We start from the raw sequence: 21,970 nt of genomic DNA on the forward strand, positions 1-21,970 counted from the left end.
TTCATCCGTCAAAGGCTAATTCCCAGAGACTGTTTCTCGGTTGTAAGCTCAACCAGATAAGTTAATCGATAAAACGCCCACATTGCTAATGTGGGCGTTTTTTATTGGCGTAACTTTGGTATAACTTATCTTTAGTTATGAAAACTCGTTATTGAAGAACTGAATCGATAAACCGATTGTTCGGCGCGCAGCTTATACAAGGAAGAAACATGCCATTGCCTTCTCAACTCATCACTCACTCCCAGTCTGCTTTTGAGCAATTATTAGAGCATCAAAGTGAAGCCATCAATACTTGGTCTGAGCCACTGACTGAAGATCTTAAACGTGTACTCGGTTTAAGCTGTTTTATTGGTGATTGCCTGCAGCGTGATACGGTTTTATGTGGTGACTTACCTAATATGTTGGCATGCGAAGAACGCGCTGAAGGATACCGAGAACGCTTGGCTGAATTACTTTCTAGTTGCACCGATGAAATGAGCGGTCAGCGCGTGCTGCGTCAATTCCGAAATCGAGAAATGACCTACATTGCTTGGCGTGATTTTATGGGTTCGTGGGAGCTAGAGCAGAGCCTAAATCATCTATCGATGTTGGCTGAGGCGATGATCTTCGAAACCTACCAATGGCAGTACGATATTTGTTGTAAAGAGTGGGGCACACCTTGTAATGAACAAGGCGAAGCACAGCCGATGTTGATCATTGGTATGGGCAAGCTAGGGGGCGGTGAGCTTAACTTCTCTTCCGATATCGATCTGATCTTCACCTACCCAGAGAATGGTGAAACCCAAGGTGCAAGACGCAGCATTGCCAATGCGCAGTTCTTTACACGTCTCGGGCAACGTATTATTAAGGCGCTTGATCAGCAAACCTTCGATGGATTCTGTTATCGAGTAGACATGCGCCTGCGTCCATTCGGTGAGAGTGGTCCACTGGTCATGAGTTACGCTGCGCTAGAAGATTACTATCAAGAACAAGGTCGCGATTGGGAACGCTACGCTATGGTCAAAGCGCGTGTGATGGGCAGTGAGATGTACCCTGAGTATCAAGAGCTTCGCCAAATGCTACGCCCGTTTGTGTTCCGCCGTTATATTGATTTTAGTGCGATTCAATCTCTGCGCCGAATGAAGTCTATGATCAGCAGCGAAGTGCGTCGTCGTGGTCTCTCGAACAACATCAAGCTTGGCTCTGGTGGTATTCGTGAAGTTGAGTTTATCGCACAAGTCTTCCAATTGATTCGTGGTGGACGCGAGCCTAGCTTACGCGGTCGAGGGTTACTCGAAACCTTAAGTGCGATTGAATCCCTTCATCTGCTAGAGTCTGAAGAGGTGGGGCACCTACGTGAAGCTTATCTGTTTTTGCGTCGCCTTGAGAACCTGTTACAAGCCATGGCTGATAAGCAAACTCAAACCTTACCTGACGGTGAATTCGAACAACTGCAGCTTGCGGTTGCCATGCAATTTTCCGATTGGGATAGCTTGATTGTGGCAACTCGCGCCCATATGGCGAATGTACATACCGTGTTCGAAGACCTAATTGGCGTTGATGAAGATGACGCTAATCCGATCGCGAGCCACTTTAGCGAGTTGTGGGATATGGCCCATAAACCCGATGTAATTGAGCACGTGTTGGAACACGACATTGCGGTCGCGAGCCCGCCTGATGCGGCGAAAACGATCATTCAGTTTAAAGCCGATTTGGCTAAAAAGACTCTTGGCCCTCGTGGGCGGGAAGTCCTCAATCGACTGATGCCGAAAGTGTTTCAAGCGCTGTACACCGCTAAGGATGCCGAGTTTGGTTTGTCGCGAGTACTGCATCTGCTGCATAAAATCGTTACGCGTACCACTTACCTTGAACTACTAGATGAACACCCTGCCGCGTTGACTCAGCTAGTTCGCCTGTGTACGGCAAGCCCGATGATTTCGGAGCAGTTGGGTCGTTATCCAATTCTGTTAGATGAACTTATCGACCCTCAGCAACTCTACAATCCCGTGCCTTTAGAGTCTTACAAGACCGAGTTGCGTGATTATCTAGCCCGTATCCCTGAAGATGATATGGAGCAACAGATGGAAGGTCTGCGTCAGTTTAAGCAGACCTGTATATTGAGAATTGCAGCCGCGGATATTGCGGGTGCTCTACCTGTCATGAAGGTCAGTGATCACCTGACCTACTTAGCAGAAGCCATTGTGGAGGCGGGGGTCAATCAAGCTTGGTTACAAGTATCCGCCAAGTTTGGTGAACCGACCCATGTTAAAGATCGCGAAGGTCGCGGTTTTGCTGTCGTTGGTTATGGCAAAGTCGGTGGTTGGGAGCTTGGTTATAACTCCGATCTTGATATCGTGTTCATGCACGACTGCCCGGTACACATCTATACTGATGGAAAGAAAGAGATCGATGGACGCCAATTCTACTTAAGATTAGCGCAGCGTATTATTCATATTTTCTCGACCAGAACTGCTTCTGGCATTTTGTACGAAGTCGATACTCGCCTACGCCCTTCTGGTGCATCTGGTCTATTGGTGAGTCCAACCGATGCCTTTGACGAGTATCAGCACAATGACGCGTGGACATGGGAGCACCAGGCCCTCACTCGTGCTCGTATGATTTACGGTGATGACTTATTGGTATCTGCGTTTAACAAAACTAGGCATGAGGTTTTGTGCTTGCCACGAGATGAGGCAACACTCAAAAAGTCAGTTGTGGATATGCGTGAAAAAATGCGCGGCCATTTAGGCGGTAAAAAAGTCGATAGATTCATGCTTAAACAAGATGCGGGTGGTATTACCGATATTGAATTCTTAGCGCAATATTTAGTGCTTAGATACAGTAATGAGAAGCCAAAGCTTACTCGTTGGTGTGACAATGTGAGAATCTTTGAAAGCTTGTTGTCGCAAGGAATAATGGACGAGCAACAAGGTATGGCATTGACCAATGCGTACACCACATTAAGGGATGAAATCCACCACCGTAATCTACTTAACCTTGATGCGGATGTGGCGATCGATAAGTTTGAAATGGAAAGAGAGCATGTCGTGCAAGCATGGAAGCAGTGGATGGAAGCGTAACCCAGCCATTGCGTAGTGGCTGCTGTGTCTATCTTGATAAGCTTTTACCCATTTATCTATAGTTTAGCCACTGTAATCAGTGTGCTAGACTCTAGCCAGATTTGATTTTTGGAGATCAATAATGAAACCAATTCTACCTGACTACAGCCAATCAGGTGTTCTTATTGTCGGTGACGTCATGCTTGATCGTTACTGGTATGGCCCAACTGGCCGTATTTCACCTGAAGCACCTGTGCCCGTTGTTAAAGTAGAAAATAACGAAGAGCGTCCTGGTGGTGCTGCCAACGTAGCAATGAATATTGCGTCTCTCGGTGGTCACGCTCATGTTGTTGGTTTAACTGGCAAAGATGAGCCTGCTGAGGTGTTAAAAAATACCTTAGGCGCACTAAAGGTTAAATGTGATTTCGTTGAGTTAGAAGATTACCCAACCATTACTAAATTGCGTGTAATGAGCCGTGGTCAGCAGCTGATCCGTCTTGATTTTGAAGACAAGTTTGAGAATACAGACCCTGAGCTTATTTTGTCTCGCATGGAGCAAGCGCTTCCAAATGTACGTTCGGTCATTCTTTCTGATTACGCGAAAGGTGCGTTAGAGCATGTGCAAAGTTTTATTCAAAAAGCTCGTGCGGCAAAGGTTCCGGTATTTATCGACCCGAAAGGTGCTGATTTAGAACGCTACCGTGGTGCGACTTTGCTTACGCCAAATATGTCTGAGTTCGAGTTGGTTGCAGGTAAGGTTAAATCGGAAGAAGATCTTATCGAGAAAGGCATCGCCTTAATCGAAAAATACGACTTTGAAGCTCTATTGGTGACTCGTAGTGAGCATGGCATGACCTTACTTCGTAAAGGGCAGGCGCCGTTCCATTTGCCGACTCAAGCGAAAGAAGTGTATGACGTGACCGGTGCGGGCGATACGGTTATCTCAGTATTGGCTGCTTCGGTGGCTGCGGGCAAACCTCTAGATGAAGCGTGTGCACTCGCGAATGCGGCGGCTGGTGTGGTAGTTGGCAAACTTGGTACATCGACACTGTCTACAATTGAGTTAGCGGAAGCGATTCACGGAAGCCAAGATACCGATTACGGCGTGATCTCTGAAGCGGCATTAGTTGAAGCGGTGAAACGTGCTCGTGAGAAAGGTGAGAAAGTGGTTATGACTAATGGTTGCTTTGATATTCTGCATGCCGGACATGTTTCTTACATGAACCATGCCGCTGAGTTGGGTGACCGTTTGATCGTTGCCGTTAATACTGATGAGTCAGTGAAACGCTTGAAAGGCCCAGGTCGCCCAGTGAACCCAACCGATCGTCGTATGGCGGTATTGGCTGGTTTAGGTGCGGTTGATTGGGTTGTTCCGTTTTCTGAAGATACGCCTCAACGTTTGATCTCTGAAGTATTGCCAAGCATTTTGGTGAAAGGTGGGGATTATAAACCTGAAGATATTGCTGGCGGTGCGGAAGTGATTGCGGCTGGTGGCGAAGTTAAAGTACTTAACTTTGAAGATGGTTGCTCTACAACTGAAATTATCAAAGCGATTAAAGGTGGTCGAGGTTAACCCTTCGCCTTCGAGTATAAAACCTTTAGCCTCAAGCTCATAGTCAGATTGTAAATCTAACTTTTGATAGATAATAAAAATGCCGCTCAATGAGCGGCATTTTTGTAACGGTAATCTAGTCGCTTTATTAAAGACTTTGATTAGAGTCTTTAACTAGGATTTAAGAATTACTTGCTTGCTACTTTTAGACCTGCGTTTACATCAACGATGTCTTGTTCGCTTAGTGTACCAACCGCTTGACGAAGCTGAAGAACACTTAGGATGTAGTTGTAACGAGCATCTGAAAGGTTTTTGTTCGCATCATATAGACGGCGAGTCGAATCTAGTACGTCAACGATAGTACGAGTACCCACATCAAAACCAGCTTCTGTTGCTTCTAGAGCAGACTGAGCTGAAACAACAGACTGTTCGTAAGCGCGTAGAGCACCAATAGAAGCTGTGATGTTGTTGTTGAAGGCACGTACGTCTTTTACAACGCTACGGTAAGTTGCTTCTAGATCTTCACTTGCTGCAACGTAGTTGTATTCAGCCTGTTTAGTCAAAGAAGTTGTGCTACCACCCGTATATAGAGGTACCACTAAGTTCAAGCCTAGGTTTAGGTTATCTTGATCATAATCAGTTGAGCTGTTTGATTGATCTGTAAGAGCGTAACTACCATCAAGAGTTAGGCTAGGTAGATGACCAGAGCTTGCTAGAGAGATGTTATCTTTTGCTACGTCTTGAGAGATACGAGCAGCAAGTAGACTAAGGTTCTTTTGCTCTGCTTGTTCAACCAGTGCAATCGCAGACTCAGAAGATTTGCTTGCTGAGAAACGGTCAGTGTCTAGGATGCTTAGGTTAGAGTGTTCTTGACCTGTAATCTCACGTAGACCTTCGTAGTTATTAATCAGAGTGTTCTCTGCTAAAACTTCATCAGCTAAAACAGCATCGTATTGAGCTTGCGCATCATGTACATCGGTGATTGCTGAAAGACCTACTTCAAAGCGCTGTTTTGTTTGCTCTAGTTGGCGAGCAACCGCTGCTTTTTCTGCACGAACGAACTCTAGGTTATCTTGAGCACGCAGTACTTCGAAGTATGCTGTTGCTACACGCAGGATCAAAGCTTGTTGCTCTGCTGCATACGCTGAATCAGCCTGACGAGCGGTTTTCTCTGCTGTATCTAACGAGATCCATGAAGAGCGTTGATAAAGTTCTTGAGTGAAGCCGATCGCTGCTCCCCAAGTGTTATTATCAATACTTGAGCTACCTGAACCAGAAGTATCTCTGTCACCACGGTTAATGTCGTAGTTCGCTGTTAGGTTAATTTGTGGTAGCAAATCACTACGGCTTGACGTTACTGCTTCAAAAGCGGCATCGCGCTGCGCTGCTGAACGAAGAAGTTGTGGATCGTTCTGTTTTGCTTGGTCGTAAACTTCAGCTAGCGTATCAGCGAAAGCTGACGAACTCAGGCTGCCAATTGCTGCACTGATAAATAGTGGAAGCAGTTTTTTCATTTTCCTATTCCTGCCTTTAATAGAATTTTCTCTGAAAGAGTTTAACCCAGTTTGATGGTAATTTACTCGAAACTTTGCACTTTTTTACATTTAACTGTCCACTTGTGCAATATTTATTTTTTAAAACTTAACTTTAATTATAAAATTTATACAAAAAGTTGAACCTTATCCTTGGTAGTTAACTCGGACAATGAGTAAACTATAAAGATCACTTAGTGAGGTACCAAATGCAACAGTATGATAATCAACGACACGAGTTTACTCCTCAAGATGTGGAAATAGTCTCAAAAGAGACGCTGTTTCGTGGTTTTTTCAAAATGGTTAAATACACATTTAAACATAAGCTGTTTGAGGGGGGCTGGAGCCAACCTATAGAACGCGAGATGTTTGAACGTGGTCATGCTGCCGCTTTGTTACCTTATGATCCTATTCGTGACGAAGTGGTGATCGTAGAACAGATCCGTGTCGGCGCTCTAGAGCATGAGAACCCTTGGCAATATGAAATTGTGGCCGGGATCATTGATACGAACGAATCATCACAAGATGTTGCTCGTCGTGAAGCGATGGAAGAAGCGGGCGTTGAAGTCGGATCTGTATTGCCTATCACTTCGTATTACCCTTCATCTGGCGGTTGTTCAGAAAAGCTCGACGTCTTTGTTGGCTGTGTTGATGCAACCACAGCAAAAGGTGTACATGGTTTAGATTACGAAGGTGAAGATATTCGCGTACAAGTGATGAGTCGCGAAGCGGCTTATCAGTTAGTAAAAGAGGGTGTGTTTGAAAATGGGGCCACAATTATTGCGCTGCAGTGGCTACAATTGAACTACCAAGAATTACAGTCAGAGTGGATAGATTAACGTTATGCCAAATATAGCAGTCAAGAAACCGTATCATGTTGATCTTGCTGAACTGATGCGAGTTTACGAGACTAACTATGCCAAGCTTAACGCTCTGTTGCCGGTAGGGCATGAGGTTGGTGATGTTCGCTGTTACCAAGCCGTTAATATGGTGTATCAATTGACAGTGAATGAGGTCACAAAATACACCACATTAATAGACATATGTCAGAGTGACGAGACGCCAGTGTTTCCTTTGCCAAAAATGTCTGTCAGGCTATATCACGACGCTCGAGTTGCAGAAGTGTGCGCTAGCGGGGATTTTTCACGAGTCAAAGCGAAATATGACTATCCCAACACTAAGCTTCTGCAAAAGGATGAGAAATTTCAGTTGAACAAATTTCTTGGAGAATGGTTAACGTTTTGTTTAAAAACGGGTATCAGCCGTTCGCCAATTCCTTTTTAATTGAGCCCCATTGTAAAAACACTTTAAAGTTTAAACAGTAACGTATCTGGATTTGGTATTTTGGAATTATCACACACTTCAAAATTTGATGAGAGCAGTATTAAGCTTGTACAGCTAACGGACACGCATTTGTTTGCGCCGAGCAATGGCAGCTTATTAAGCATCAATACTCAAGATAGCTTTCGTGCTGTAGTTGATGGCATTGTTAACCAAGGCTTCGATTATGAGGCGATCTTGGCGACGGGTGATATCTCTCAAGATCACAGTGCTGAGTCGTATCAAAAATTTGAATCAGGTATTCAACCTCTGGAAAAGCCATGTTATTGGTTGCCAGGAAATCATGATTTCAAGCCTAATATGGGCAGTGTCTTACCATCACCTCAAATACAGTGCGTTGACCATGTCTTACTGGGTGATAACTGGCAGATGGTGATGCTGGACTCGCAAGTGGTTGGTGTGCCTCATGGGCGTCTAAGCGATCAACAACTTGATCTGTTAGAACAAAAATTGATCGAATTCCCTGAGCGTAATACCTTGGTTTTACTGCACCACCACCCGTTATTAGTGGGCAGCGCATGGCTGGATCAACATAACCTAAAAGATGCGGATCAATTTTGGGATGTGGTTCAGCAGCATACCAATGTCAAAGCGGTACTGTGTGGCCACGTTCATCAAGACATGAATCGAGATCATCATGGTGTGCAAGTCATGGCAACCCCGTCGACTTGTGTGCAATTCAAACCTAATTCAGATGACTTTGCCGTTGATACATTGTCTCCGGGTTGGAGAGAGATTGAATTACATCAAGATGGCACAGTAAGCACTCAAGTGCGCCGCTTGCCTAATGGGCAGTTCTTACCTGATTTTGAAGCGGGTGGTTATTGATGTTAGTGATTATTGTTGTAGGAGGCTATTAATGTCCGGTTCTAATCAGCAAGTCGCTAAGCCATCATTGCTTCTCTATATTCATGGGTTTAACAGTTCATCTCGTTCTCATAAAGCGAATGTGATGGCTAATTACTGTGCGGAGCATCGGGCTGATATTAAAGTCGTCACTCCTCAACTGCCGAGTTTCCCTCAGCAAGCGGCACTTCATCTGCAACATCTGGTGGAGCAATACAAAGAGCAATATCAAATAGCGTTGGTCGGTAGCTCGCTGGGTGGCTATCTTTCAACATGGCTGAATAGCCACTATGGTTTTAAAGCGGTGGTTGTAAACCCAGCAGTGAAGCCGTATGAGCTTCTTGCTGACTATTTAGGTGAACAAGTAAACCCATACACAGATGAACGATATGTACTGGAAACAAAACATATTGATGAACTGAAGGCGTTAGAGGTTTCGGCTATCGCTAAGCCGAGCGACTTCTGGTTACTTCAGCAAACGGAAGACGAAGTTCTGGATTACCGACAAGCGGTAGAGAAGTACCAAGGTGCAACACAGACAGTAGAAGAGGGCGGGGATCATAGCTTTGTTGATTTTGAACGCTACCCACAACAAATCATCACCTTTCTAAATCTTTAATCTGTTCCACCAACCAAGTGATTTTCTCTTGTTTGCCTGTTATTTCATCTATCAATGGTGAAATATCATAGTTTGATGTCTTAGTTTTTGAACTAGCTTGACATCATTACTCAGCTTCCAGACTATATTCCCCAATACTTCGCTCGTTCGCTCTACTATGACGGTTCATAGTAATGATTCTGCTTTAGTGAAACTGGAGCCAGCGAACTGACGCAAACTTTTTGAGTAAACTCCGTATTATGACTGAACAATATAATGCAAAAGACCTCGAGGTACTTGAAGGTCTCGACCCTGTGCGACACCGCCCGGGAATGTATACCGAGACAGAAAGACCTAACCACCTTGCCCAAGAAGTCATTGATAACTCGGTCGATGAAGCACTAGCGGGACACGCTAAGAAGATCAAAGTGGTACTTCATGCAGACCAATCGTTAGAAGTTACCGATGACGGCCGTGGTATGCCTGTCGATATCCACCCTGAAAAAGGGATCTCAGGTGTTGAGCTGATTTTAACTAAGCTCCACTCTGGCGGTAAATTCTCGAATAACAACTATAAGTTCTCTGGTGGTCTGCACGGTGTAGGTATCTCGGTTGTAAACGCGCTGTCAAAACGTGTTGAAGTGACCGTACGCCGAGAAGGTCAGGTTCACGAGATCGCACTTGAAGGCGGTCATGCAGTAACAGAGCTTACTGTGACGGGCACTTGTGGTCATCGTAACAGTGGTACATCAGTACATTTCTGGCCTGATCCTAAGTACTTCGATAGCCCTAAATTCTCGACACTTCGTCTGATTAACAACCTACGTGCAAAAGCAGTGCTTTGCCCAGGTTTAGAAATTACCTTTATCGACAAAGTCGGTGGTGAAGAGCATAAATGGTTCTATGAAGATGGTCTAAAAGACTACCTTGCCGAAGGCGTGAAAGGTTACACCTTGCTGCCTGAAGAACCGTATGTTGGCGAATTCGTTGCTGAAACAGAAATGGCAAACTGGGCGATCATCTGGCAGCCAGAAGGCGGCGACATGATCACCGAAAGTTACGTGAACTTAGTACCGACTAAACAAGGTGGTACACACGTAAACGGTCTTCGCCAAGGTCTTCTTGATGCAATGCGTGAGTTCTGTGAATTCCGTAATTTGCTGCCGCGTGGCGTTAAGCTAACGGGCGACGATATCTTCGATCGCTGTTCGTACGTACTGTCGGTGAAGATGCAAGATCCGCAGTTTGCTGGTCAAACAAAAGAGCGCTTGTCTTCACGTCAAACTGCTGCGTTTGTGTCTGGTGTGGTAAAAGATGCGTTTAGCCTGTGGTTGAACGAAAAGCCACAACTGGCAGAACAGCTAGCAGAAGCTTGTATTGCGAATGCCCACCGCCGTATGCGCGCAAGCAAAAAGGTTGTGCGTAAGAAAATCGCTTCAGGCCCAGCACTGCCGGGTAAGCTAACTGACTGTTCAGTTCAAGACTTAAGCCGTACCGAAATCTTCTTCGTGGAAGGGGACTCGGCGGGTGGTTCTGCTAAACAAGCACGTGATCGTGAGTTCCAAGCAGTTATGCCACTTCGCGGTAAGATCCTAAATACATGGGAAGTGTCAGCAGACCAAGTATTGGCTTCGCAAGAAGTGCACGACATCTCGGTGGCTCTAGGCATCGACCCGGACAACGATGATTTATCCGGCCTGCGTTACGGTAAGATCTGTATCCTTGCCGATGCGGACTCGGATGGTCTTCATATCGCGACACTGCTGTGTGCTTTGTTTACTCGCCATTTCCATGCATTAGTTGAAGCGGGTCATATCTATGTGGCAATGCCTCCTCTGTATCGTATCGATTGCGGTAAAGAAGTGTTCTACGCACTCGATGACGCAGAGAAAGACGGTGTGCTTGAGCGACTATCGCAGAAGAAAGCCAAGATCAACGTGCAACGATTCAAAGGTCTGGGTGAAATGAACCCACTTCAGTTGCGTGAAACCACCATGGATCCAAACACTCGTCGCCTTGTGCAGTTAACGATTGATGACAGCGAAGCAACCAACGAGATGATGGACATGCTGCTTGGTAAGAAACGTGCAGATGATCGCCGTACATGGCTACAGACTAACGGTGATATGGCCGAGGTATAATGGATGTCTAACGAAATTACATATGATGGCGTTGAACAGCTGCCAATGCGCAAGTTCACCGAAGATGCCTACTTAAATTACTCAATGTACGTGATCATGGATCGTGCATTGCCGTATATCGGTGATGGCTTGAAGCCAGTACAGCGTCGTATTATCTACGCGATGTCTGAGCTAGGCTTATCGGCTGCATCGAAATACAAAAAATCAGCACGTACCGTTGGTGACGTATTAGGTAAGTATCACCCACATGGTGACTCTGCTTGTTACGAAGCGATGGTATTGATGGCGCAGCCTTTCTCTTACCGCTACCCATTGGTAGATGGTCAAGGTAACTGGGGTGCACCTGATGATCCGAAATCGTTCGCTGCGATGCGTTATACCGAAGCGAAATTATCTAAGTTTGCTGAGGTTCTTCTAGGTGAACTAGGTCAAGGCACTGTTGACTGGCAACCAAACTTTGATGGCACGATGAAAGAGCCTCAAATGTTGCCTGCTCGCCTACCTCACATCCTACTTAACGGTATTACAGGTATCGCGGTAGGTATGGCGACCGATATTCCACCACACAACGTGCGTGAAGTCGCTAATGCAGCCATTCACCTAATTGATACGCCTAAGTCTGAGCTTTCAGACGTGATGGGTTTCATTCAAGGTCCAGATTACCCGACTGAAGCTGAGATTATCTCCCCGAAATCGGACATCGAAAAGATCTACCGTACTGGACGTGGCAGCATCAAGATGCGCGCGGTTTGGCACAAGGAAGGCTCTGATATTGTTATCACGGCTTTACCTCATCAAGTGTCAGGTGCGAAGTTACTTGAGCAAATCGCTAACCAGATGCGCGCTAAGAAGCTGCCAATGGTTGACGACTTGCGAGATGAATCGGATCACGAGAACCCAACGCGTATCGTTGTCGTTCCTCGTTCGAATCGTATCGACTGTGACCAATTGATGAGTCACCTGTTCGCGTCGACGGATCTAGAGAAAAACTTCCGCGTTAACTTGAACATGATTGGTTTAGATAATCGTCCTCAAGTTAAAGGCTTAGTTCAAATCCTGAAAGAGTGGATCGAGTTCCGTCGCACAACGGTTCGCCGTCGTTTGCAGTACCGTTTAGATAAAGTACTGGCACGCTTGCACATCTTAGAAGGTTTGCTTGCTGCTTATCTTAATATCGATGAAGTGATTGAGATCATTCGTACAGAAGACGAACCATGTCCTGTCCTAATGAGCCGTTTCAACATTTCTGAAATTCAAGCCAATGCGATTCTTGATATTAAACTTCGTAACTTAGCTAAGTTAGAAGAGTTTAAAATCCGAGCGGAACAAGAAGAGCTTGAAGCTGAACGTGAGAAGCTTGAAAAGCTACTCGGTTCAGAGCGTCGCTTGAATACGCTGATCAAGAAAGAAATCCAAGCAGATGCGGATAAATACGGCGATGATCGTCGTTCACCTCTGATTGAGCGCGCTGAAGCGAAAGCGCTAACAGAGCGCGACTTAGTACCAAGCGAACCAATCACGGTTGTGTTGTCTGAGAAAGGTTGGATTCGTCATGCCAAGGGGCATGAAGTTGACGCTGAAGGTTTGAACTACAAATCGGGTGATAAATTCTTAGCGAGTGCTAAGGGTAAGAGTAACCAACAAGCGGTGTTCCTCGGCAGTGATGGTCGAAGCTACTCCCTTGAGTCACATTCATTACCGTCGGCGCGAAGCCAAGGTGAGCCAATTACAGGCCGCTTGAACGTCAGCCCAGGTACTTCTATTCGCCAAGTGGTGATGGGAGAGAATGAACAATTATGGTTAGTCGGTTCTGATGCAGGTTATGGTTTTGTTTGTAAGGGTAGCGATCTGCTGTCCAAGAACAAGAGCGGTAAAGCCTTGGTTAACTTGCCACAAGCTTCTGAAGTGATGATGCCAAGCCCTATTGCTGACTTGGACAGTAATCAGATTCTGGCGATTACTAACCAAGGTCGTATGTTGTTGTTCCCGATTAAAGATCTCCCTCAGCTGAGCAAAGGTAAAGGCAACAAGATCATCAACATCCCTTCTGCGAAAGCAAAAGAGCGTGAAGAGTTTGTCTCACATCTTATGGCTATCCCAGAGAATGCGACGCTGACTATCTACGCCGGTAAACGTAAGCTTGGTTTGAAACCTGCGGATCTTGAAAACTTCCGTGGTGAACGTGGTCGTCGTGGTGGTCTACTGCCTAGAGGACTACAGCGAGTGACTCGCATCGATATCGAAGAGCAAAGTGAATCGTAGAGATACTTGAAACAATCTTTAGATAAAAGAAAACCCAGCCTATGAGCTGGGTTTTTTGTACTTGTGTATTAGCAGCTTGAATCATTGCTTACAGAGTTTGCTCTACAGGCGAGTATCTTCGGCGATGGTCACCTTTAAGGTTTTGCTTTCACCTTGGCGCAATATACCCACATCGATAACTGTACCAGGTCGCAGGTCGGTAACGATGTCCATTACACTCTGGCGACCATTTACTTGGTTATCGTTGATACTGACAATAATGTCTTGAGCTTCAAAACCCGCATCGGCAGCCGGACCATTAGGGTCTATCCCCAACACAACGATCCCGCCGATATTCTTAGTACCCAACATGCGTGAGGTGACTGAGTTGATGTCTTGTCCATCGATACCAATATAGCCACGAATCACACGACCATCGGCGATGATCTTTTCCATGATTTTATTAGCAAGCGGATAGGGGATAGCGAATGAGATCCCATAGGTTTCCATGTCGGTAGCTTGCTGGAAAGAGGCGGTATTGATACCGACTAGCTCACCTTGTGAGTTCACCAGTGCGCCACCTGAGTTACCTTCATTGATTGCCGCATCGGTCTGGATAAAGGCTTGATGGCCATCGGCACTGATCGAAGAACGGCCGGTTGCAGAGATGATACCAAAGGTTGTTGTTTGACCTAGGTTGTATGGGTTACCGATAGCCAGTACAACATCACCGACATTGGCTTTGTAATTAGGATTGAGTGGGATCACCGGTAGATTATCACCGCTGACTCTAAGTATCGCGATATCGGTGCGCTTGTCTGAACCGACAAGTTGCGCAGCTGCTACTCGGCCATCTTGAAGTGCCACAACTATTTGGTCTGCTTGAGCCACCACATGGAAGTTGGTAATGATGTAGCCTTTCTCGCTAACAATCACCCCAGAGCCCAAACCTTGTGTGAGCAGTTTGTTTCGATCGCTTTCAGCGTATTTACGGCTATAAATGTTAACCACTGCAGGCGCCGCGCGGCGAACTGCTTGGTTAAATGAAATCTGAAGAGAGCCAATATTATCGACTTTAGGGCTAGTGACGTCAGCGACAATCGCTGGTCTTAAGCTCGGGAAGGCGAGAAGAATAAGCGCCGCTGAAACGAGTCCAAGGGAAATAGAACGAAATAGAAAGGACAGCATGTTTCCCTCTTCAACAAGTAAGGTGTGAAGCCTCCATCAATGGATGACTGATTTGATTACAAGTGAAGCATAGCATTTTGATTGATCTAAAGAAAAGGGAGACTGAGTAAGTTTAAAGCAAACTTACTGAGCCTCCCTGTAATTGCGCTGACGTAAGACTATCGAATCACAAGATAGATAGTTCGGTCGCCTCGCTGGATATTAAGCGCCAGTACACCAGGTTGTTTTTCAAGAATCTCTCTAAACTCAGCAAGGTTCTTAACGGGCTGGCGGTTTACTCCGATGATGATGTCATCTTTCAGGAGTTGATAGGCTTCGGCTGGTGAACCTTGAGCAACATTCGATACCTTGACGCCCGTTGCAGAGTCACTCTCTGTTGTGTTGGTTAACTCAGCACCAGCTAGTCCTTCATGGAGCTTCTCAGCTTGTGTTTTATTATTGGTGGATTCACCAAGCGTCACATCAAAGGTTTTGCTCTTACCGTCACGAACCACACCCAGTTCAATCTGCTTACCAGCGCCGAGTGTTGCGACCTTAGCTCTTAACTCGCTGAAGGTATCAATGCGTTTGCCATTAATAGAGACAATAATATCGCCCGCTTTCAGTCCTGCTTTATCGGCTGCGCTGTCAGGGACGATTTGGCTAACAAAGGCGCCCTTGCTTGATTCATAACCGAGTGCTTCTGCCAATTCAGAGGTCACTTCTCCGCCTTGAACGCCAAGCATGCCGCGTTTTACTTCACCGAAGTCGAGAATTTGTTCTGTCAGGTTTGTCATCATATTAGAAGGGATTGCAAAGCCGATACCGACATTACCTCCGTTAGGGCCAAGAATGGCGGTGTTGATACCAATTAGCTCACCGTTAAGGTTCACTAGCGCACCACCAGAGTTGCCGCTGTTGATTGCTGCATCGGTTTGAATGAAGTTTTCAAAGTTTTCTAGATTCAGGCCGCTACGGCCGAGTGCAGAAACAATACCGGATGTCACGGTTTGCCCAAGTCCGAATGGGTTACCGATCGCGACACTAAAATCACCAACTCTTAGTTTGTCTGAGTCTGCGACTTTTATCTGGGTCAGGTTTTTGGCTTCTTCTAATTTTAGCAGTGCGATATCAGACATCTGGTCGCCGCCGATTAGCTCAGCATCGTACTCTCGACCATCATGCAGTTTTACTTTGATATCGTCCGCACCATTAATGACATGGTAATTGGTCACGATATGACCTTTCTCGGCGTCAATGATGACACCAGAGCCTAATCCGCGGAAGGGACGCTCTCGTGTTTGTTCTGGACCAAAAAAGAATTGAAATTGTTCAGGGATTTGCTGACGTTGTACCTGTTTGCCTTCTACGGCAATACTAACCACAGCGGGGGTCACTTGTTCAAGCATAGGAGCAAGGCTCGGTAATTGTTCATTACCCACACTTAATGGCAGTGCGGCTGTTGCTTTAATGGGGGTGATGATTGAACTTAAGCTTAAAGTTAGCACTGATAAAGCAAGCAAAGGTTTTTTCATCATAAACTCCTCTCTAGTTAAGGTCTTAACCCTCTTATACGTTTAATAAGTATGATAAGTTTCAAATGACCTGAGTGAAAGTTATGACTCAAAAACCTTTGTAAAGTTCACAGAAGTGTTAAATGTTTACGATGCTTTTGCTGTAACAACATCGGGAGCATTCATGATTTCTTTCTTCTGCTCTGTAAATAAACCGGTTGCGCCATTAGCGTAATCTTTCGGTTGTTCCTCAAGTGTCGCCTCTTTTAATGAAGGCTTCTCTTGTGGCTTGTCCGAATGGGCAGCGGCTGTTTTCACAAACGGGTTATCTTGCTCTGGCAGGTTAGGAATCAGCTCTGAGCTTGTTTTTTCCATGTGTTGGTACAGTTTTGTGTAGTCTTTACCTAATGTGTCCAACATTTCTGCTGATTTCGCAAAGTGATCAGCCAGCTCTTGTCGCTGCTGCTCAAGGGCAAACTTTGCGCTATCCAATTCTTTCTGTACGTTCTTTTGTTTTTTGTATTCAGGTGTCATGAGACGAGAAATAGCGACCCCTAAAATAACTCCGACTAGTAAACCGGCAACGGCATACATCCAAGGCATAACAGCTCCTTATTATTGTTTTTTAACATGTTTGTTACTGCTTAGTTACACGTGATACGGCTCCATGGTACTATGAGAAAGCCGCAGTATAAAGAGAAATGCGTGTGCGCTAGTTAGCAGTTTGATGCTGCATTATTCACCACATCACGTTATTCCTCGTACTGTTTGGGCTCATTTTTAGTTGTTGTCTGATATTGCTTTCATTGTGGAAATGTCGTCATGAATCCCATTAAAAAATACGAACAAGATATAAAAGAACATGGATTTCAAAGAGATCCAGCACAAGAGCAAGCCGTAAAATCTTTAGATGAACTCTTTCATCAATTTCAAGATTACATGAATACGCCCATTCCTCAACTGACTCGCTTCCAGAAATTACTAGGCAAAAAGCCAGAACTGCCACAACCACCGAAAGGTCTCTATTTTTGGGGTGGCGTAGGGCGAGGAAAAACGTACCTAATGGATACGTTCTATGATGCCTTACCGACCACTAAAAAAATGCGTGTTCACTTTCACCGCTTTATGTATCGAGTTCATGATGAGCTAAAGGCGCTAGGTAATGTGAGTGATCCATTGCCTTTAGTCGCAGACAAGTTGAAGGAAGAAGCGGACATTATCTGTTTCGACGAATTCTTTGTTTCAGACATCACCGATGCGATGATCCTAGGAACCTTGTTCCAAGAGTTATTCGCTCGAAACGCTATCTTGGTTGCGACCTCTAATATTCCACCTGCGGATCTGTATCGCAACGGGTTACAGCGAGCGCGTTTCTTACCTGCCATCAAGCTCATTCAAGACAACTGTCATATCCTTAATGTCGATAGTGGTATTGACTATCGTCTACGTACCTTAGAACAGGCTGAGATTTACCATTACCCGCTAGATAGCCAAGCGAATATTAATCTCGAAAAGTATTACGCTCAGCTCGTTGGTGAAGATAAAGAGAAGCTTAAGCAGATAGAGGTTAACCACCGTCAATTAGATGTAGTCGAAGCGAGTGATGGCGTACTGCATGGCACCTTTGCTCAGCTTTGTCAGTCGGCTCGTAGCCAGAACGACTATATTGAGTTGTCTCGGGTTTATCACACAGTTCTATTGGCGGATGTATTGCAAATGGGCGCGACTTCAGATGACGCTGCGAGGCGCTTCATTGCATTAGTTGATGAGTTCTACGAGCGCAATGTGAAGCTGATTATTTCAGCGGAAGTGGAGCTAGAAAAGCTATACACCCATGGTCAGCTAGAGTTTGAATTTAAACGTTGTCAGTCGCGTTTAATTGAAATGCAGAGCCATGAATATTTGGCAAAAGAACACTTAAGTTAGCTTTGATTATCTCGAATAAGAAATAGAATTAAAAAAATCGTGATTTTGTTCAAAAAGAGGTGATTTTTTCTTCGCTCTTCTCTATAATCCTGCGACCTACCGTTACTGCGGGCCTCTAGCGATGAGTAAAATCACGTTATGCCAAGAGTTTTCCAACACTCGAAGGGGTGATGAATGGTAACTCTTAGACAGTGGGAATACGCGAGTATTCCTTAAGTGTAAATTTTTTAAATAGGTAATTATTAGCATGAAAACTTTCGTTGCTAAACCAGAAACTGTAAAACGCGACTGGTATGTTGTAGACGCTGAAGGCAAAACTCTTGGCCGTCTAGCAAGTGAAATCGCTTCTCGCCTACGCGGCAAGCACAAAGCAGAATACACTCCTCACGTAGACACTGGTGATTACATCATCGTTGTTAACGCTGAGAAAGTTGCTGTAACTGGTAACAAAGCTAAGGGTAAGGTTTACTACCGTCACTCAGAGTTCCCAGGTGGTCTTAAAACTATCACTTTTGAAAAGCTAATTGCTAAGAAACCAGAAATGGTTCTAGAACTAGCAGTTAAAGGTATGCTTCCACGTGGTCCTCTAGGCCGCGCGATGTACCGTAAGCTTAAAGTGTACGCTGGTACTGAGCACAACCATGTTGCTCAACAGCCACAAGTACTAGACATCTAAGGGGATTATGAAAATGGCAGAGAATCAATACTACGGCACTGGTCGTCGCAAAAGCTCAGCAGCTCGTGTTTTCATCAAACCAGGCTCTGGTGAGATCGTAATCAACAAGCGTAGCCTTGATGTTTACTTCGGTCGTCCAACTTCTCGTATGGTTGTTAAGCAACCTCTTGAGCTAGTTGAACTAACTGAGAAACTTGACCTTTACATCACTGTTTCTGGTGGTGGTATTTCTGGTCAAGCTGGCGCAATCCGCCACGGTATCACTCGCGCTCTTATGGAGTACGATGAAACTCTACGTCCTGCTCTACGTGCAGCTGGCTACGTTACTCGTGACGCTCGTTGCGTTGAACGTAAGAAAGTTGGTCTACGTAAAGCACGTCGTAAACCTCAATTCTCTAAGCGTTAATTTTTCTTTACGAAAAAGTACACGCCCCCAGTTTTACGACTGGAATTGTGGTTCAAAGCTCGGCTATATGCCGGGCTTTTTGTTTTTATACCCCCTCTAAACGCTTTCCCTTCCTCGTTTTATTTCCAAATTCTTATATTTTGAAAGCTTTTGTAACCCAATGTGCGCTTTGCCTCATGATTGTTACAAAAAGGTAGCTTTATCTTGTCAAAAAGTAGGGTTTTATTTATCATTTGCCGTCAATAAATAGAACTAAATACATATTTTGTTAGCCATGCTCTTTAATCGGAATTATTTCAATCCACAAGGAGCAAATGGGAGAATGTTTGGATGAGCAACGCGCCTTTAAATAACGGTCGCAGGCGTTTCTTAACCGCAACAACAGCCGTTGTTGGTGGTTTAGGAGCAGCTGCTGTAGCCGTGCCTTTTATTAAATCATGGAATCCGAGTGCCAAGGCGAAAGCTGCGGGTGCGCCGGTGGAAGTGGAAGTCAGTAAGTTAGAACCGGGACAAATGGTTCGTGTCGAGTGGCAAGGTAAACCTGTATGGGTTGTACGCCGTGCTGAGTCGGTACTAGAAAACCTAAAATCGATCGGTGGTCAACTTCGTGACCCTCAATCTGAAGCTGAACAACAACCAGAATACGCACAGAACGAGTTCCGTTCAATTAAGCCGGAATTCTTCGTTGCTGTTGGTTTCTGTACGCACTTAGGTTGTTCTCCAACTTACCTGCCGGATTCTTTTGCAGAACAAGTTCAGGGTGTTAAGTCTGGTTTCTTCTGTCCTTGTCATGGTTCAAAGTTTGATATGGCAGGTCGAGTATTCCAAGGCGTACCAGCTCCATTGAATCTTGTTGTACCAAAGCATATGTATTTGAGTGACACTAAGATCATGATCGGTGTGGACGAGGGAGACGCGTAATGCAAGGATTGCTTGATTGGGTAGAGAAACGTCTACCCGCGATGAATGCGTATAAAAAGCATTTATCTGAATACCCAATGCCTAAGAACTTTAACTTTTGGTACCTTTTCGGTTCTTTGGCAATGTTGGTATTGGTTAACCAAATCCTTACGGGTATTTGGCTAACAATGAACTACGTACCGTCAGGTGAGGGTGCATTTGCTTCTGTTGAATACATCATGCGTGATGTGGAATACGGTTGGCTACTACGTTACATGCACTCAACAGGTGCTTCGGCATTCTTCGTTGTTATCTACCTGCACATGTTCCGTGGCCTAATCTATGGTTCTTACCAAAAGCCTCGTGAGCTACTTTGGATCTTCGGTATGTTGATCTTCTTAGTGCTTATGGCTGAGGCTTTCATGGGTTACCTACTACCATGGGGTCAAATGTCTTACTGGGGTGCTCAGGTTATCATTTCTCTGTTTGGTGCGATCCCTGTTATCGGTGATGACCTAACGCTTTGGATCCGTGGTGACTACATCATCTCTGGTGCAACGCTGAACCGTTTCTTCGCACTGCACGTTATCGCTCTACCAATTGTACTTCTGCTGCTTATCGTACTTCACGTACTAGCACTGCACGAAGTGGGTTCGAACAACCCAGACGGTATTGAGACGAAACTTCCTAAAGGCACAATGGGCGACGACTACAAAACGCAGTTCCCATTCCACAAGGATTACACTAAGAAATACGACATCATTGACTCTATTCCTTTCCACCCATACGGGACCGTGAAAGATATGGTTGGTGTGGCCGGTTTCCTATTCTTCTTCTGTTATGTGCTGTTCTTTAACCCAGAGATGGGTGGATTCTTCCTTGAGCCGCCAAACTTTGAAGCTGCTAACCCACTGAAAACACCAGAGCACATCGCTCCGGTATGGTACTTCACGCCGTTTTACGCAATTCTGCGTGCTGTTCCTGATAAGTTGCTAGGTGTTGTAGCAATGGGCGCATCTATTGTTGTGCTATTCCTACTACCATGGTTCGACCGTTGTAAAGTGCGTTCTTACCGTTACCGTAGCAAACTGCATTTGATTAACATCATCCAATTCACAATAAGCTTTATTGCGCTTGGTGTACTTGGTGCGCTTCCAGCAACGCCAACATACACGCTACTGGCTCAAATCTTTAGCTTAGGTTACTTCATGTTCTTCGTTCTACTGTGGTTCTACAGTAAAAATGAAGCGACGAAACCATTACCAGAAAGGGTGACATTCAAATGAAAAAGTGGATTGTAATTTTATTTGCTATGTTGCCGTCACTGGTGATGGCAGCGGGTGCAAACGTACCATTAGACAAAGCGAACAATGATTTAACAGACAAAGCTTCATTGCAAAATGGCGCTAAGATGTTCATGAACTACTGTTTCGCTTGTCACTCAACGCAGTACCAGCGCTATGAACGTGTTGCGAATGATTTAGAGATCCCCGTTGATCTTATGAAGGAAAATCTGATTTTCGACCCTGAAGCGAAAATCGGTGACTTGATGGTTAATGCTATGCCTTCTGATCAAGCGGCAAGTTGGTTTGGTGCTCCGCCACCAGACCTAACATTGGTTGCTCGTGTTCGTGGCGCAGACTGGCTGTACACTTACCTTCGTACTTTCTATGAAGATCCGTCTCGTCCATTTGGCGTGAACAACATTGTTTTCCCAAGCGTTGGTATGCCGCACGTTCTTGAAGAACTGCAAGGTATCCCAACACCAATCTACGATACTCATATGGTAGATGGCGAGGAAGTGACGGTTGTTGTTGGCACTGAGACTGACGGCTCTGGCGAATTAAGTGCTGGTGAATACGACGAAGCAGTTCGTGACCTTGTTAACTTTTTGGTTTACTCGGGCGACCCAGTTCAACTTGAGCGTCACGCTATGGGTTGGTGGGTAATGGCCTTCTTAGTAATCTTCACTATCATCGTGATTTTGCTGAAGAAAGAGTATTGGCGTGATGTGCACTAATTGTGCTATAATACCGTGCTAATTCCCAAATTATGTTAATGTTCAATGGAGGCTTTAGGCCTCCATTGTTTT

General features: G+C 45.2%; 18 protein-coding genes. 14 read left to right on the forward strand and 4 right to left on the reverse strand.

What is annotated here, in order from left to right:
* Positions 1-209 precede the first annotated feature (209 nt).
* Entirely contained in the window at positions 210-3,059 is a 2,850-nt protein-coding gene (gene glnE / locus AB4185_RS18260) for a bifunctional [glutamate--ammonia ligase]-adenylyl-L-tyrosine phosphorylase/[glutamate--ammonia-ligase] adenylyltransferase (protein ID WP_372115699.1), read from the forward strand.
* A gap of 121 nt (positions 3,060-3,180) precedes the next feature.
* A complete protein-coding gene (gene hldE, locus AB4185_RS18265; protein ID WP_017062912.1) occupies positions 3,181-4,611 on the forward strand; it encodes a bifunctional D-glycero-beta-D-manno-heptose-7-phosphate kinase/D-glycero-beta-D-manno-heptose 1-phosphate adenylyltransferase HldE in 1,431 nt (476 codons plus the stop codon).
* 167 nt (positions 4,612-4,778) lie between these two features.
* On the opposite strand, the gene tolC is transcribed toward hldE, so the two are convergent.
* A complete protein-coding gene (gene tolC, locus AB4185_RS18270) occupies positions 4,779-6,104 on the reverse strand; it encodes an outer membrane channel protein TolC (protein WP_017062911.1) in 1,326 nt (441 codons plus the stop codon).
* A gap of 227 nt (positions 6,105-6,331) precedes the next feature.
* Between tolC and nudF the strand changes: the two genes are divergently transcribed.
* From nudF to parC, 6 genes are all read left to right on the forward strand, one after another.
* The gene (gene nudF / locus AB4185_RS18275) at positions 6,332-6,961 is read left to right on the forward strand and encodes an ADP-ribose diphosphatase (RefSeq protein WP_372057800.1); all 630 of its coding nucleotides are present in this window, start codon (positions 6,332-6,334) and stop codon (positions 6,959-6,961) included.
* Positions 6,962-6,965: 4 nt separating this feature from the next.
* Positions 6,966-7,406: a DUF1249 family protein gene (locus tag AB4185_RS18280; protein WP_010434670.1), complete on the forward strand. Its 441-nt coding sequence runs from the start codon at positions 6,966-6,968 to the stop codon at positions 7,404-7,406.
* Positions 7,407-7,466: 60 nt separating this feature from the next.
* Positions 7,467-8,291 (forward strand): 3',5'-cyclic-AMP phosphodiesterase, encoded by an 825-nt coding sequence (gene cpdA, locus AB4185_RS18285; RefSeq protein WP_010434672.1) that lies wholly within the window; start codon positions 7,467-7,469, stop codon positions 8,289-8,291.
* A 31-nt stretch (positions 8,292-8,322) separates the two neighbouring features.
* Entirely contained in the window at positions 8,323-8,928 is a 606-nt protein-coding gene (gene yqiA, locus AB4185_RS18290; RefSeq protein WP_102332767.1) for an esterase YqiA, read from the forward strand.
* A gap of 239 nt (positions 8,929-9,167) precedes the next feature.
* On the forward strand, positions 9,168-11,048 hold the full coding sequence (gene parE, locus AB4185_RS18295; RefSeq protein WP_017061428.1) for a DNA topoisomerase IV subunit B: 1,881 nt from the start codon (positions 9,168-9,170) through the stop codon (positions 11,046-11,048).
* A gap of 3 nt (positions 11,049-11,051) precedes the next feature.
* Positions 11,052-13,310 carry a DNA topoisomerase IV subunit A gene (gene parC / locus AB4185_RS18300; RefSeq protein WP_017067236.1) on the forward strand — a complete coding sequence of 753 codons (2,259 nt, stop codon included), beginning with the start codon at positions 11,052-11,054 and terminating at the stop codon, positions 13,308-13,310.
* A gap of 102 nt (positions 13,311-13,412) precedes the next feature.
* On the opposite strand, the gene degS is transcribed toward parC, so the two are convergent.
* The 3 genes from degS to zapG all read right to left on the reverse strand — a co-directional run bounded on the left by degS (position 13,413) and on the right by zapG (position 16,573).
* Positions 13,413-14,477: an outer membrane-stress sensor serine endopeptidase DegS gene (gene degS, locus AB4185_RS18305; RefSeq protein ID WP_017061430.1), complete on the reverse strand. Its 1,065-nt coding sequence runs from the start codon at positions 14,475-14,477 to the stop codon at positions 13,413-13,415.
* 158 nt (positions 14,478-14,635) lie between these two features.
* The gene (locus AB4185_RS18310) at positions 14,636-15,991 is read right to left on the reverse strand and encodes a Do family serine endopeptidase (RefSeq protein ID WP_017061431.1); all 1,356 of its coding nucleotides are present in this window, start codon (positions 15,989-15,991) and stop codon (positions 14,636-14,638) included.
* Positions 15,992-16,117: 126 nt separating this feature from the next.
* Entirely contained in the window at positions 16,118-16,573 is a 456-nt protein-coding gene (gene zapG / locus AB4185_RS18315) for a Z-ring associated protein ZapG (protein WP_372135738.1), read from the reverse strand.
* Positions 16,574-16,792: 219 nt separating this feature from the next.
* Here zapG and zapE point away from each other — a divergent pair, with 219 nt between their 5' ends.
* The 6 genes from zapE (at position 16,793) to AB4185_RS18345 (ending at position 21,898) form a co-directional block, all read left to right on the forward strand.
* Positions 16,793-17,896, forward strand: a complete 1,104-nt coding sequence (gene zapE, locus AB4185_RS18320; protein ID WP_017061433.1) for a cell division protein ZapE — start codon at positions 16,793-16,795, stop codon at positions 17,894-17,896.
* A gap of 247 nt (positions 17,897-18,143) precedes the next feature.
* On the forward strand, positions 18,144-18,572 hold the full coding sequence (gene rplM, locus AB4185_RS18325) for a 50S ribosomal protein L13 (RefSeq protein WP_010434689.1): 429 nt from the start codon (positions 18,144-18,146) through the stop codon (positions 18,570-18,572).
* A 13-nt stretch (positions 18,573-18,585) separates the two neighbouring features.
* A complete protein-coding gene (gene rpsI / locus AB4185_RS18330; RefSeq protein ID WP_004740758.1) occupies positions 18,586-18,978 on the forward strand; it encodes a 30S ribosomal protein S9 in 393 nt (130 codons plus the stop codon).
* Positions 18,979-19,308: 330 nt separating this feature from the next.
* On the forward strand, positions 19,309-19,899 hold the full coding sequence (petA, locus tag AB4185_RS18335) for a ubiquinol-cytochrome c reductase iron-sulfur subunit (protein WP_017061434.1): 591 nt from the start codon (positions 19,309-19,311) through the stop codon (positions 19,897-19,899).
* The gene (locus tag AB4185_RS18340; protein WP_017061435.1) at positions 19,899-21,164 is read left to right on the forward strand and encodes a cytochrome bc complex cytochrome b subunit; all 1,266 of its coding nucleotides are present in this window, start codon (positions 19,899-19,901) and stop codon (positions 21,162-21,164) included. The genes petA and AB4185_RS18340 overlap by 1 nt, the downstream gene beginning before the upstream one ends.
* Entirely contained in the window at positions 21,161-21,898 is a 738-nt protein-coding gene (locus tag AB4185_RS18345; RefSeq protein ID WP_017061436.1) for a cytochrome c1, read from the forward strand. Before AB4185_RS18340 ends, AB4185_RS18345 begins: the two co-directional genes overlap by 4 nt.
* The last annotated feature ends 72 nt before the right edge of the window (positions 21,899-21,970 follow it).

The organism is Vibrio sp. 10N.286.48.F5 (assembly GCF_041469785.1).
Taxonomy (GTDB): Bacteria; Pseudomonadota; Gammaproteobacteria; order Enterobacterales; family Vibrionaceae; genus Vibrio; species Vibrio crassostreae_C.